This is a genomic window from Terriglobia bacterium (assembly GCA_020072645.1).
Lineage (GTDB): Bacteria > Acidobacteriota > Terriglobia > Terriglobales > Acidobacteriaceae > Angelobacter.
Map to the genome: position 1 here is coordinate 48,821 of JAIQGK010000001.1, position 13,233 is coordinate 62,053.

11 protein-coding genes are annotated in these 13,233 nt (G+C 56.4%); 6 read left to right on the forward strand and 5 right to left on the reverse strand.

Features of this window, described 5'->3' with window-relative positions:
• Nucleotides 1-11: 11 nt before the first annotated feature.
• A complete protein-coding gene (malQ, locus tag LAO76_00215) occupies nucleotides 12-1,559 on the forward strand; it encodes a 4-alpha-glucanotransferase (GenBank protein ID MBZ5489338.1) in 1,548 nt (515 codons plus the stop codon).
• Here malQ and treY read toward each other — a convergent pair.
• On the reverse strand, nucleotides 1,506-4,451 hold the full coding sequence (gene treY / locus LAO76_00220; GenBank protein ID MBZ5489339.1) for a malto-oligosyltrehalose synthase: 2,946 nt from the start codon (nucleotides 4,449-4,451) through the stop codon (nucleotides 1,506-1,508). The two genes, malQ and treY, sit on opposite strands and share 54 nt — an antisense overlap.
• Nucleotides 4,452-4,669: 218 nt before the next feature.
• Between treY and LAO76_00225 the strand changes: the two genes are divergently transcribed.
• A complete protein-coding gene (locus LAO76_00225) occupies nucleotides 4,670-4,852 on the forward strand; it encodes a hypothetical protein (protein ID MBZ5489340.1) in 183 nt (60 codons plus the stop codon).
• 4 nt (nucleotides 4,853-4,856) lie between these two features.
• On the forward strand, nucleotides 4,857-5,423 hold the full coding sequence (locus tag LAO76_00230; GenBank protein MBZ5489341.1) for a hypothetical protein: 567 nt from the start codon (nucleotides 4,857-4,859) through the stop codon (nucleotides 5,421-5,423).
• Nucleotides 5,424-5,480: 57 nt separating this feature from the next.
• Here LAO76_00230 and LAO76_00235 read toward each other — a convergent pair whose 3' ends face one another.
• From LAO76_00235 to pgeF, 4 genes are all read right to left on the reverse strand, one after another.
• Nucleotides 5,481-5,975 (reverse strand): response regulator, encoded by a 495-nt coding sequence (locus LAO76_00235; protein ID MBZ5489342.1) that lies wholly within the window; start codon nucleotides 5,973-5,975, stop codon nucleotides 5,481-5,483.
• Between the two features lie 150 nt (nucleotides 5,976-6,125).
• Nucleotides 6,126-7,571: a tetratricopeptide repeat protein gene (locus LAO76_00240; GenBank protein MBZ5489343.1), complete on the reverse strand. Its 1,446-nt coding sequence runs from the start codon at nucleotides 7,569-7,571 to the stop codon at nucleotides 6,126-6,128.
• Between the two features lie 291 nt (nucleotides 7,572-7,862).
• Complete coding sequence (locus LAO76_00245) at nucleotides 7,863-8,255, reverse strand: hypothetical protein (protein ID MBZ5489344.1); 393 nt, start codon at nucleotides 8,253-8,255, stop codon at nucleotides 7,863-7,865.
• 200 nt (nucleotides 8,256-8,455) lie between these two features.
• Nucleotides 8,456-9,352 carry a peptidoglycan editing factor PgeF gene (gene pgeF, locus LAO76_00250; protein MBZ5489345.1) on the reverse strand — a complete coding sequence of 299 codons (897 nt, stop codon included), beginning with the start codon at nucleotides 9,350-9,352 and terminating at the stop codon, nucleotides 8,456-8,458.
• A 243-nt stretch (nucleotides 9,353-9,595) separates the two neighbouring features.
• Here pgeF and LAO76_00255 point away from each other — a divergent pair, with 243 nt between their 5' ends.
• The 3 genes from LAO76_00255 (at nucleotide 9,596) to LAO76_00265 (ending at nucleotide 13,055) form a co-directional block, all read left to right on the forward strand.
• On the forward strand, nucleotides 9,596-10,864 hold the full coding sequence (locus LAO76_00255) for a cardiolipin synthase B (GenBank protein MBZ5489346.1): 1,269 nt from the start codon (nucleotides 9,596-9,598) through the stop codon (nucleotides 10,862-10,864).
• A gap of 70 nt (nucleotides 10,865-10,934) precedes the next feature.
• The gene (locus LAO76_00260) at nucleotides 10,935-12,284 is read left to right on the forward strand and encodes a cardiolipin synthase B (GenBank protein MBZ5489347.1); all 1,350 of its coding nucleotides are present in this window, start codon (nucleotides 10,935-10,937) and stop codon (nucleotides 12,282-12,284) included.
• Nucleotides 12,285-12,314: 30 nt separating this feature from the next.
• The gene (locus tag LAO76_00265; GenBank protein ID MBZ5489348.1) at nucleotides 12,315-13,055 is read left to right on the forward strand and encodes an endonuclease/exonuclease/phosphatase family protein; all 741 of its coding nucleotides are present in this window, start codon (nucleotides 12,315-12,317) and stop codon (nucleotides 13,053-13,055) included.
• The last annotated feature ends 178 nt before the right edge of the window (nucleotides 13,056-13,233 follow it).

Here is a 13,233-nt window from a genome sequence, read left to right on the forward strand (position 1 = left end):
CATAGAGAACTATGCTGTCCCAGCGATCGGCCGGAATATTATTGCATCCAACCTCACTGCCTTCGCTGGGCGGTATCGGCGATCTTGGGCCGGAAGCGTACGCCTTTGCGGACTTCATGGCCCGGTCCGGCCTGCGCCTATGGCAGGTGCTACCGCTCTCACCACCGGGGCTGGGCAACTCGCCCTATTCGGCCATCTCCGCATTTGCCGGCAATCCGCTGCTGATCAGCCTGGAAAGGCTGGCTGAACGCGGCTGGATAGAAAAAGACCAGCTAAAAAAGCTTCCCACTCATCATGGCCGGGTAGATTTTGAGGAAACAAAGGCCGTTAAGCTACCTTTGCTGCAAAGGGCAGCACAGAACTTCCTGGAGCGCGGCAACGGCGACCGTGGCCTCTTTGCCGAATTCAAGAGGGCCCACGCCGGTTGGTTGGAAGATTTTGTGCTCTTTGACGTAATGCGCCAGGTCCATCACGGCGCGACGTGGAGTTCATGGCCAAAAGAGCTGGCGCGGCGAGAAGCTGAGGGCTTGCACAAATTCGGGCTGGAATACCAGCGGGAGTTGGAAGTTGAGCGGGCCATTCAATTCGCATTCTTCGAACAGTGGCGGGCGCTGCATCAATACTGCCGCCAGCGGGGCATCGGGATTGTGGGCGATGTTGCCATCTTTGTGAACTATGACTCGGCTGACGTATGGCGCAATCCTGATCTATTTTTTCTGGACGAAAACCTGTTGCCCACAGTAGTGGCCGGGGTCCCGCCGGACGCCTTTAGCGTGACGGGCCAGCGCTGGGGCAATCCTCTGTATCGCTGGGACGTGAACAAGGCGCGCGGTTATGACTGGTGGATCCAGCGCATGAAGGGCACGCTGGAGATGTGCGATATCGTGCGTCTGGACCACTTCCGCGGCTTTGAGAGTTATTGGGAAATCCCAGCCGACGAGCCCACGGCGGTGCACGGCAAATGGGTCAAGGGACCGTGTGATGATTTATTCCATGCGTTGCGCGCGAGCCTGGGCGACCTGCCTTTTATTGCTGAAGACCTGGGCTTGATCACCGAAGAGGTGCATGCGTTGCGCGAGCGGCTGGGTATTCCCGGCATGAAGGTGCTGCAATTCGGCTTTGGCGATCCCGGAGCGCATATTTATCTTCCGCAGAATTTTGAACCCAATTGCGTGGTCTATACCGGCACGCATGATAACGATACGACGGCGGGCTGGTGGAAATCCTCTGCGAACAAGGAAGAGAAGCGTTTTGCCGCAAACTATCTTGGCGAACCCGCGGACGGTATGCACTGGGCGTTCATCCGCGCCGCTTTTTCTTCAGTGGCAAGGATGGCGATTGTGCCCTTGCAGGATTTTCTGGGCCTGGGCAGCGATGCCCGCATGAACACGCCATCACTGAGCGGCGGCAATTGGGGCTGGCGCTTTAAAAAGGGCTCGCTCACGAATGCATTGGCGGAAAAGCTGGCCACGCTTACAACTGTCTGTGATCGCAACCCGCAAGCGCTAGCTGCTGACCAGCAGGGCCACGGGGAAGTGCGCGAAGACTTCGCGGCATAACAGCGTTCGCTGCGGACTGACCCTGATTCTCTCTCCGGTAAAAACATTTTCCAGAAACTCCGGACAGCGCGACGGAACCGGCAGCTCAGTGTTTTCCCACAGAGATGCCAGCGGAGCACGCACGGAGCCGCCAGCCAGCGTATAACTCAGTCGCGGTACGGCTACAATTGCCATCTGGCTGTTATGCTCACGCGCGAAAGCAACCACATGCTGTTGTTTCGTGCCTTTGGCGTGCATCGGCTGGTAGAGGCCGGGATGGAACAAATCACGCCGGTCGCGACGCAGGCGCAGCGCCTGCATGGTTGTCCACATCTTGATCTGGCCATCCTGGTAATTGTGCAGCAGTTCGGTGCAGAGTGCCGGAAGATTGCCCGCTTCAGCTTTGCGGTCAAGCTCAGTCAGCAGATGCTCGCGCAAGGCGTAATCCACCGGACGACGGTTATCGGGATCGACCAGGCTGAAGTCCCATAGCTCCGTCCCCTGATAGATGTCAGGATTGCCGGGGGATGTGAGCATCAGCACGCGCTGCGCCAGAGAATTGATGGCGCCAAAGAAATTTACGGACGGCATGAACGTCCGCATCTGTTCCAGGAAAGCGTTTGGCTTCGCCGCCGTTCCCGAAATCAGAATCTTCTCTATGAATTGCCGCAGCGCTTCCACATACGCCGGATCGTCACTGATCCAGCTTAGATTTACTTTGGCCTCATGCACCGCCTTGGACATGTATTGCTGGATTCTTTCTACATATTCTTCGCGATCCGCGTCCGTACCAAACTCAAATGGCCAAGTCCCCACCAATGTCTGGTAGAGGAAGTATTCTTCATTGAAATCCGGGACCTGGCGGCCATCGGGAAGCATGCGCTTGCGCAGTCTGTTGGTGCGGCGCCAGCGCAGCGCGTGCGCGCCCCACGTTTTCGGCATTTCAGAGAGCACATCCAGCCGCGCGCGCACATCCTCACTCCGCTTGGTGTCATGCGTGGACGTGGCCAGCATGGAATATGGCCAGCTTTCCGCGCGCTTGAGATTGCCGGAATGAAACTCTTCTGGGCTAATGCCGAATTGCCCCGGCGATCCTCCTACTTCATTCACCGCGATAAACCGGTTATAGACATAGCATGCGGTGTCTTCCATGCCTTTGGCCATTACCGGGCCGGTGAGCTGCTGAAATTTGAGCGTGAAGCGGAGCTTTTTGCGATAGAGATCAGATTGATCTTCTGTGTGCTTGTGCTTCAGCAGCAGGATGTCGCGGAGAAAATCAAAGCTGGCTGGAGCTTTATCCGTGTTGCGGCGCTTGGCTTTGGCAACCGCTTCATGGATGTAAGCGCGGTCACGTTCGGTCATCTCACCGCGTTCGTCAATATATGTGCGATAAACTGGGAAGCAGGCGATGGTCTCACGAATTACGTCGCGCAAAGACTTGCGGGTAAAGTCGCGGGCATAGCGATCTGTGGCAGAAATGGCGTCAAGCATATGCGCCAGCACGTTGACCTCACTGGCAAGGGAGGCATGCATGATGAGCTTCTTGCTGTTGTAGATAATGGATTCCACGTCCTGCGTTCCGCCGGTAAAACGGTGATAAAAATTGGTGAAGCTCTTCTCATTGCGGCGATCAATAAACAGCCCATTCACCAGCGTGGTGAAGTCATAGCCTGAAGTGCCGTCCACCGGCCACTCGCGAGGAAGCTCTTCACCCGGCTCCAGGATTTTTTCCACCACGGTATAAAGCAGGGCGCGCTGGTTCATCCAGTCATGCTGGCCAAAAGCCTGCTGCAGGTCTAACTCAATTCCGTTTTCCGCCAGCGTGCCACGAGGCGTTGCGCCATTGCACTGGCTGGCGGCATAGAGCATTTGCATGCGCACCATGTATTGCCGCGGATTGAGCAGGCCGTCGCAGTGGTCCACGCGCACGCCCTGCACCATATCGTCCGCGAGCAGGTGGCGTAACAGTTGGTGTGTCGCGGCAAAGACACGCGGATTTTCCATGCTCAAGCCAATGAGATCGTTTACGTCAAAGAAGCGGCGATAATTAATTTCTTCGCCAGAGACGCGCCAGTTGGCCAGACGATAAACCTGCGCCTCCAGCAGACGATGCAGTGAATCGAAGCTGCGAGGGTCGCCTGGGCGACCATTCATCAGCGTGGCCGCGCGCGCCGCAGTCTCCTGCAAGTCGGGAGACTTTTCCATCAACTCTTTCCACGCCACAGCCAGGGACGCGATGGCACGCCGTCTTTGGCGCACCAGATCACCTTCCAACGCGCTGTGCGAAGGCAGGTTACGCAGGCCCGATAAAAGATTGCGCAGCTCCTGCGGCAAGTCATAAGCGCGCGGCTCAAAAATCATGGGAACGGTTTGAGGGTCGAGCGGCAAGCGCTTGTCAAAATAGTCGATGTGAAACTCGCCGTTATTGCTCACCAGACGGATATGTCCTGCCTCAAGCTCGGCGCCGTATTGATCGCCCAGGATGGGAAGAAGAAGCTTGTTGCGAAGCTCTGGCTTTAGCGGCTCCCAGTCGAGATCAAAAAATTCCGCGAACTCGGACGCGCGGCCGTTAGCCAGCACGTCCCACCACCACGGGTTTGCGCCAAGGCCAATTCCCATGTGGTTGGGAACAATATCCAGCACCTGACCCATGCCGTAATTCTTCAATTCACTTACCAGCTCCTGCAGCTCCTCATAGCTGCCGACTTCAGGATTGAGCTGGTTGTGGTCTGTAATGTCATAACCGTGCTGGCTTCCGGTTCGGGCCTTGAGTATGGGCGAGGAATAAATGTGCGAGATGCCCAAAGCATGCAGATATCCCACCAGACGGCGCGCATTCTCAAAGCGAAAGCCGGCATTAAACTGCAGGCGATACGTGGAAAGCGGCTTGACGCTGCCTTTCTCTGACGCCAATCGATCAAGGCACTCCGAGATTCCGCTCGTTTCTGGCGTCAATATCGCTGGATTGGCTCTCATGGGACTGAATCGCGAAAGGACAGTTTTAAGACGAAATACTCCAACGGATTTAGATGCACAAATCCGGCATGATGTGACATGGAGCGTGAGCGCTTTGCTAATTTTGCCGGAACAGTTGAAAATAGATTTTGGAAAATAAAGGAGCTACATCCAGCATGCCAGCAACCGGTGAACTGATCAGAATGATGAATTACGTGGACGACATTGCCGCCACGCTCCGCCGCATCGTGGTGGGCATTTCCACCATGACCCCGGAAGAACGCAAACGGCTGGCCGACTACATGCGCAACTCCGACCCCAGCTTCATGAAAACCCTGGAGAGCCTGGACAAGGGCTAGTTTGATGGCCGAAATCCGGACCATCGCGGTCATTGGCGCCGGAGCCGTGGGCCGCGGAATCGCTTTTGCCGCTGCGCTGGGCGGCTATCGCACCATCCTGGAAGACATTCTGCCTTCCAGCCTGCGCACCGCTGCCGCTGAACTGCGTGAGCACCTGGCCCGCGCCGCCGATCTTGGGACCGTGAGCAAACCGGAAGCGCTGGCTGCCTTCAACCGCCTTGAATATGCCTCGACGGTGGAACACGCCGCGCGCGAAGCCGATCTGGTGATTGAAGCCGTGCCGGACGAACTGGAATCCAAGATTGAAATCTTCACGCTGCTCGATAAAATCTGCCGGCCGCAAACTATCCTGATTTCGAACACGACTGCTCTCAGCGTGACTGAAGTCGCTTCCGTTACTTATCGCGCGGCCAGGATTGCGGGCATGCGCTTTGCCGATCCTGTTTTTAGCGGCAAAAATCTGCAAATCGTGCGCGCCCGGCTTACCGACGATGAAACCATTGCCGCGTGTATTGAAGTCGGCAGGCGCATGGGCAAGCAAGTAACGGTGGTTGCGGAAAGCGATCTTTAAATTTCGCGTCGCCGCAAGCTTTCGCTCGTCCGACGCAAACCACGTCCAGCAAAAGCGTTACGTTTTGCGCCGCATGAATCGCAGGTCCGATAGATAAATATCCAGCGGGCTCAATCCGGCCACGCTGCGGTTCTCCGCGCCTTCGATCTCGGCTTTATCCAGCCGCAATTCCTGCTGGCTAAGCTTGTCAGCCACGGCTGCAATCCGCCGTCGCAGATATTTCAGGTCACACGGCCTTGTAACGTAATCGTTGGCGCCTGCTTCATACCCTGTCTGGATTTCTTCCGGCTGCTCCGTCCCGGCAATCAGCACCACATACGGGGCCCGGGCCGTGGTCTGCGTCCGCAGCCATTTGCAAAGTTCAATGCCGTTCAGCTTTGGCAGGTCCCAGTCCAGCAGGCAAACGTCAATGCTGCGTGTGCGCAGCAACTCACGCGCGTTTTCTCCATCGGCGGCAGAAACCAGTTGGTAGCCCCATTGGACCACTGACCGTTCCAGCGTCATGCGGGTGAGCAAATCGTCTTCAGCAACAAGAATTGTGAGGGTCTTCATACTTACCTTACTGATTCCCTAAAGTAAGCTCACTCTAACAAACTGCACGCCCCGAAACGAGATTACCTCGGTTTCCACCATTCCCAAAATGGGAACTATCAAACTGGCAATTTCTCACTCGCGACCCGCCAAATGCCCTCTATTCCGCCCCTAGTTTCCTGCCGGTTTAGCGCCCATTCCAGGCAATGGCAGACGGCCATCCGCGCCGCTGGTCAACGTTACAAACTGCGGGTCTTTGTAGAGCGACGCAAACACCGCATCCACGCGCGCTTCCATCATCTCTTTGCTGCGGACGGACTGATACCGTTCATACTCAAAGAAGTGGCGCTTCAGCAGTGACAGCGCTTTTTCTTTCTGCCCAAGCTGCGCATAGATCGCGGCCAGGTTGTAGCTGGCACACAGAATCGCTTCGTTCTCTTTGGCGATTTTCAGCGCTTCGTCGCCATGACCATTGCCTGCCATAAACGCAGCGGCAAAAATCAGGTTGAAAGGCTCCTTCGGATCGAGCGCCAGCGCCTTGCGCGTATATTCATCGGCCTTCACTTTGTCGCCTTCAGAATTCCAATAGACGGCCAGATTGCGGTACGCCAGCGCCAGCGGAAACTCCTGCGTTGAAGCTTCCATCAGGTGCAGGCCTTTTTTAAAGTCGCCTTCATGGATCGTCATTTTGCCCAGCCCATGCAGCGCCACGGCCCTTGAGAGCGGATCAGCCGGCATGGCCAGGATCTGGTTGAAAGTGGCCCGCGCTTTGTCCCACTCGCCTGTGTGGTGCCTGTAAAGCTCGCCCAGATAGCGCAGCGGCGTCGGATCATTCGGATCAAGGTTGTGCGCCGCCGTGTAATACTTCTGCGCCAGCATGTACTTGGCGTCGTTTTCCGCCATCAGGCCCATTGTCATCGTTTTCTGGATCCTGGCGCTCACCGCCGGATCAAAGTTCGGGCTATCAGGCATCGCTTCGGCATTCAGGTCGGTTACGCCCAGTTTCTTCAGCTCTTTTACCGCGTCTTTGGCTTTGCCGGGGAACATGCATTTCTGCTCGACGACCTGCTTCAATTCGGCAATCGCCGCCTGGTTGTCGCCGGACTTCGCCTTCGCCTTGGCGGCTTCCATCTTCTCTTTCACTGCAGACTCGCGCTTCTTCATCTCGCTTTCCAGCAGCTTTTCCAGGTCGCCAACCTTGAGCTTTCCGTTTGTGTTCTCAAGCTTGGTCACCACCGTGCCATCGGCCTGCACCAGCAGCGCCACCGGCAGCTTCCCATCCGGGACATACTTCTGCCCCAGCGCGCTCTGCACATCCACAATTCCCATGGTCACGCACTGCTGGGAATAAAGCTGCAACGTGCGCGATTCGCGCAGGCTTGAGCGCTCAACCTCCTGTTTGCCCGTGGGGAACCAGTACACCGCCAGGCCTTCTTTCACCGGCTCCTGCGGCGTAATCAGCTTCCACGGCACCTGGTAGGTCTGCTGGCTCGACCCTCCGCCCATTCCGCCCATGCCTCCGCCACCGCCGCCACCACACGTGGCCCAGCTCTGCGGCACAAGTAACACGTAGATCATCAGTAGGCACACGACGCGCTGCAAAAGAGAGGTTTTCATGCGCGAATTATACAGCAGTGCTGCTGCCCGGGCGACGCGCTTCCTTGGCGTGGCTGCGCATCGTCTTGAAAGACGGCCTGGGACGAAATGCATACTTGGGGTTTTCTTCCGATCATCGATCTCCTCCGCGCCTCCGCGGTGAGGTTTTGGTTTTCCGATATCGGCGATTCCGGCGATTTTTTTTTAGATCAGTATTATCAGTGTGGATCAGTGGTAGGTTTTTGATCTTTTCCCATCCGCGCTGATCCGCGGTAAGCCTTGGTTTTCGGATTTCGGCGTCCCGGCGATCCCTCAAACCCTTCTTGCCGGCGCAGGTCCTGGCTCTAGAATCTCCGGCTCCGTCGACCGTTTGTGGTCATGATCGATCGCGTCCTGCTCGGGTGCGCTGTTCAATTGACGCGTGGCAAAGAAGACTGCTGCCGTCCATGTGGGAAAAAGGTCGAGGCCGGGGACAAGCTCCGCGGCAAAGGTGGGCAGAAACGCCCAGTGCCATCCCAGCAGCTTGATCAGGATTGCGCCGACGATCACGTCCAGCCCGGTATCCAGTGGTGAAAGGCCGCCTTCAGCAAACAAGGGCATGCCGACGATTTGGATGGCATCCGCCACAATGGCGACGAACCACGCTTTGCGCTGCTCCGGCGACTTGATGGTCTTTAGGAAACCAAACTTAAAAAAATCCAACATAAAAATTCCTGTTGATCCTGCCAATTAAGGATACTCTTTGTCACAAGTTCTAGCTTTCAGGTCTTCCTTTGCGATCCTTCGTGTCCTTTGCGGTGAAAGCGTTTTGATGTTTGATCACCCGATCACGTGCGATCACCAGATCTCATGCGGCCTTTGCTCTTCTCCGTGCCTCTGTGTCTCCGTGGTAGGTTTTGATTTACCTATTGGATGCCGATCAGAGCCATCTGGCGTCCGGTTTTTCCTCTTTCCGCCCGATGAGAGAAGAATTTTTTTGGCTGGCACACGGTACAGTCTTTTAGCGCGGTGATGTTCTCCTCTGGCACGCCCGCGTCGATCAGTTGTCGGCGATTGGCCTCACGCAGGTCAAGATGCACCTTAATACACGGATCGCCATGCCCCGGCGCGCGCTGGTTCATGAACAGCATGGGATAGCGCTCCCGCACGGCGTCCGACTCCTGCACGCGATGAAAGAGTTCAGCGGCGTAAGCAAACTGCGTATGAAAAGCTTCTTCCACTTCCTCGCCAACTTCAAACGAGCATTGCTGGATTCCCGGCCCAATCGCCGCGTGAATATCTTCCGGACGCGAGCCAAATTCCAGCCGCATAATCCCGACGCCTTTTTCCACGATGCGCTTCACCGTACCGCGCCATCCGGCATGGAACGCGCCCACAGCTTTCTTCTTTGTGTCGACCAGCACGACAGGGAAGCAGTCGGCGGTAAGAACTGCGAGCGCAATGCCGCGCAGATCAGTGACCACTCCATCGCCCACCAGCTTTTCCGGTTTGCGCGAGAGGACAACATGAATCAGGTCGGAATGAATTTGCCGCAGCGTGACCAGCGGCCACGGCTCGCTCTTCGTCGCAGCTCCTGCAGCCAGCAGCACTGCTTTGCGATTGCGTTCCACGCTGGCGCGAAGATCGTCTTTGGTAAAGCCGACATTCAGGGTTCGTCCGCCATAGCTGGTAGTGAAGCCGCCGGGACGCGTAGTGAATCCATGGACCAGCCACGGAACACGCTTTAAGTCAGGCGATTGCAACAGCCGGAGTTGGACCCGCTTTACCGATTTCACTTTAGGAGATTTGCTCAAAGTTGCCACGCACCTATTTTAATTGGCTCACGGTTTATTGATTCTCGGCGCAAGCCTGCTGCCGCTGTCCCGCATCGAAATGAATAACGCATGAGTACTCGTGAACACACGTACACCGTTACCAAATCGAGAGCAAAGCCGCTCCGCAAGCGCGATCACAAGACCCATGACATCGGCTTCGCGCTGCGCCGCCATCATCTTGTCTTGTGGTTCGCCGCGGCTTGCGTTGGCCTTGCCATCGGCCACCATCAGATGTTGCATTGGTTTGCCGTGGTTTGCATGGTGGCAATCATCACCTGGGTAATCATCGACCTATTTGGCCCCGTCTTGCGCTACAAAATCAGCCACCCATTAGATGGCGCACTGGATTCGCCTGAGTTCCTGCGCCAGTTGGAAGCGCTGGCCTCTTCACGCGCCGTGGCAAACACGCGGATTGAACCGTTGCCGAACGGAGTGAATTTTTACGAAGCGGAGATTCAGGCCATTGCCCAGGCGCAAAAGAGCGTGAATTGGGTGGCCTACATTTTTGCCCAGGGTGAAATTGCGCAACGCATGGTGGCTGCGCTCACGGAGCGGGCGCGTGCCGGCGTGGAAGTAAACCTGGCGATCGATGGCGTGGGCAGCTTCTCCATGCCAAAGAAGTTTTTTGCCCCGCTCACTCAGGCCGGCGGCCACGTGCGATGGTTTCATCCTCTGCGCTGGAACAACTGGCCTCGCGCCAATAACCGCACGCACCGCGAGCTGATTGTTATTGATGGGCAAGTTGGTTTCATCGGCGGCGCGGGCGTGGCCGACCACTGGTGGCATGGCATAAAGAAACAAGCTCCCTGGCGGGACACCATGTTCAAGGTCACTGGAGACGCGGTGCGCTTTCTCCAAAGCTCGTTCCTTGAGAACTGGCTGGAATCATCGGGAGAAATCCTCGCCGGAGAAAAATATTTCGCAGCGCCCGAAAATACTGATGGCGCCGTTTCCATGGTCGTTGATAGCAGCCCTTCGCAAGGCGGATCAACCCGCGCTCGCATTCTTTTCCAGATGCTGGTTGCTTCCGCCGAAAAGAGCCTGAAAATTACCACACCGTATTTTCTTCCTGACCGCAGCCTGATCAGGGAACTTGTCCGCGCCATTGAGGAGCGGAACGTCCGTGTGCAGATTCTTGTTCCCGGCAGGCACAGCGACCACGGCATGACGCGCAGCTCCAGCCGCGCTACTTATGGTGATCTTTTAAAAGCAGGCGCTGAGATTTATGAATACCAGCCCGCCATGATCCACGCCAAGATCATGATCGTTGACGATCTCTGGTGCGTTGTTGGCTCCACCAACATGGACCATCGCTCGTTCGGCTGGAACGATGAAGTGAACCTTGCCGTGATGGATCCCGCGCTCGCTGCAAAACTCGGCGCCAATTTTGAGGAAGATCTGGCAAATTCACATCGCGAAACGTTGCAAGAGTGGGAGCATCGCCCATTTGCGGAACGCGGCATGGAATGGCTGGGCTGGCTCATTGCTCGCGAACAGTAAAAAAACCGGCATCAAAAATGGGCAGAGTGCAAGCTGGCTTTGTCCCGGATCTCGGCATCGAACGTAGTAGATGGCAACATTGACCCAACCACGGCGTCCCCAGGCCAGTCAGCAGGATGACAAGGTTACTCGCGCGCTGGAACATTATCGCGTGCTGCGCTGGTTCGCCGTGATATCCATGCTGGCGATCATTTCCTGGGTGCTGATTGATCTCTTTGGCCCGATCCCGAAATACCAGCTCAACAACCAGCCCACAGCCGACTTGAACTCACGCGAGTATCTGCAACAACTGGAAGCGCTCTCCGCGTCGCGCATTGAGCCGCATACCCACATTGAAGCTCTGCCCAACGGGGTGAATTTTTATGAGGCGGAAATCGCCGCCATCAAGGCCGCCCAGCAGAGCGTGAACTGGGAAGCTTACATTGTCGCCAAAGGTGAAATTGCCCGGCGGATCGTGGATGCCCTGACGGAACGCGCCCGCGCCGGCGTTGAAGTCAACCTGAACATTGACGCAATCGGCAGCGCCAGCATGCCCAAGAAATTCTTTAACGATCTAAAGCAGGCCGGAGGACACGTTGAGTGGTACCATCCGTTGCGCTGGTATAACTGGCCGCGCGCCAATAACCGCACGCATCGCGAACTGATCGTGATCGATGGCAAGGTGGGATTTCTGGGCGGCGCCGGCATTTCCGACCAATGGTGGCACGGCGAAAAGAAAGACGCGCCCTGGCGCGACACCATGTTCAAGATCACCGGAGACGCCGTGCGCTCGCTGCAAAGCACGTTTGTTGAAAACTGGCTGGAATCTTCCGGACAAATCCTGATCGGACCAAAATATTTTGTTTCAGAAGACAATAGTGACGGCGCGCAAGCCATGGTTGTGGACAGCAGCCCGTCGCAGGGCGGATCCACGCGCGCGCGCATTCTCTTCCAGACGCTGATTGCCTCAGCCCGCAAAAATCTGCGGATCACCACACCGTATTTTCTTCCCGATGAGAGCTTAAGGAAAGAACTGGTCAAGGCCATGCAGGAGCGCCACGTCCGCGTGCAGATATTGCTGCCCGGCAAGCATAGTGATCACAGCATGACACGCAGCTCCAGCCGCGGAACTTATGGCGACCTTCTAAAAGCCGGCGCTGAAATTTATGAGTACCAGCCCGCCATGATTCACGCCAAGATCATGATCGTGGACGATCTTTGGTGCGTTGTGGGATCAACGAACATGGACCACCGCTCGTTCGGCTGGAATGACGAAGTGAACCTGGCCACCGCCGATCCTGCGCTCGCCGCCAAGCTCACAGCAAACTTTGATGAAGATCTGGGAAAATCGCATCGTGAAACGCTGCAAGAGTGGGAGAATCGATCATTTGCGGAACGCGCCATGGAATGGCTCGGCTGGATTATTGCCCGCGAGCAGTGACAAGGGTTATCCTCAAAGCAACTGCCGTCAATGAAAGAACAGCCTCGCTTCCGCGTAGCCACGTATAACACTCACAAATGCCGTGGCATTGATGGACGCATTCGCCCGTCCAGAGTTGCTGAAGTGCTGAATGAGCTTGAGGCTGACGTGATCGCACTGCAGGAAGTAGTGAGCCTGAAAGGCGGGCGCAAAGAGCAGAACCAGGCGCAGTACCTGGCGGACGCCGCAGGCTATGACTATCGCATTGGTGAGACGCGCAAGCTGCGTGGCGCCGTTTATGGCAACGTAATTCTCAGCCGCTTTCCCGTTCGTGAAGTCCGGGTCTATGACCTGACGGCTTCTCGCCGTGAAGCTCGTGGCTGCATTCGTTGCGATCTTGAGATTGCGCCGGGAAAAATTGTCCATCTATTCAACGTCCATCTGGGAACGGGATACATGGAGCGCCGCAAACAGGCGCGTCTGCTGATGAGCCGTGAAGTTTTGCTGTCGCCGCAGTTGAAGCACCCGCGTCTAATCATCGGCGACTTCAATGAATGGACGCGCGGCCTGGTTTCCAAGAGCTTGCAGCATTCGTTTGAGAGCGTCGATATCCAGTTGCACCTGAACCGTAGACGCACATATCCCGGCGTATTGCCTATCATGCATCTTGACCATATGTATTTTGATCGTGACCTGGCGCTGGAAGAATTTCTGCTGCATCGCAGCCGCATGGCCCTGCTGGCGTCTGACCATCTGCCGCTGGTGGCCGAGTTTTGCCTGGGCGGAAAGTGAGCGCAATTTACCGCCACGGACGCTAAAACCCGAATCAATTCACCGCAAAGGACGCAAAGGCCGCTAAGGGGATTTGAAAGAAGGGAATGAAGCGCGTCCATCACTGCGGTACGACTGCTGTGTCCTAGGTGCATTCTAGGAAGTCTTTCTCGTATTTCTTTGCGTCCTTCGCGTCCTT

What these genes read in the sequence shown, in the direction of transcription:
- LAO76_00265 (MBZ5489348.1), top strand. Translation starts at nt 12,315, where the DNA reads ATGAAAGAACAGCCTCGCTTCCGCGTAGCCACGTATAACACTCACAAA.
- LAO76_00245 (MBZ5489344.1), bottom strand. Translation starts at nt 8,255, where the DNA reads ATGTTGGATTTTTTTAAGTTTGGTTTCCTAAAGACCATCAAGTCGCCG.
- LAO76_00225 (MBZ5489340.1), top strand. Translation starts at nt 4,670, where the DNA reads ATGCCAGCAACCGGTGAACTGATCAGAATGATGAATTACGTGGACGAC.
- LAO76_00235 (MBZ5489342.1), bottom strand. Translation starts at nt 5,975, where the DNA reads ATGAAGACCCTCACAATTCTTGTTGCTGAAGACGATTTGCTCACCCGC.
- LAO76_00240 (MBZ5489343.1), bottom strand. Translation starts at nt 7,571, where the DNA reads ATGAAAACCTCTCTTTTGCAGCGCGTCGTGTGCCTACTGATGATCTAC.
- malQ (MBZ5489338.1), top strand. Translation starts at nt 12, where the DNA reads ATGCTGTCCCAGCGATCGGCCGGAATATTATTGCATCCAACCTCACTG.
- LAO76_00255 (MBZ5489346.1), top strand. Translation starts at nt 9,596, where the DNA reads ATGTTGCATTGGTTTGCCGTGGTTTGCATGGTGGCAATCATCACCTGG.
- LAO76_00230 (MBZ5489341.1), top strand. Translation starts at nt 4,857, where the DNA reads ATGGCCGAAATCCGGACCATCGCGGTCATTGGCGCCGGAGCCGTGGGC.
- LAO76_00260 (MBZ5489347.1), top strand. Translation starts at nt 10,935, where the DNA reads ATGGCAACATTGACCCAACCACGGCGTCCCCAGGCCAGTCAGCAGGAT.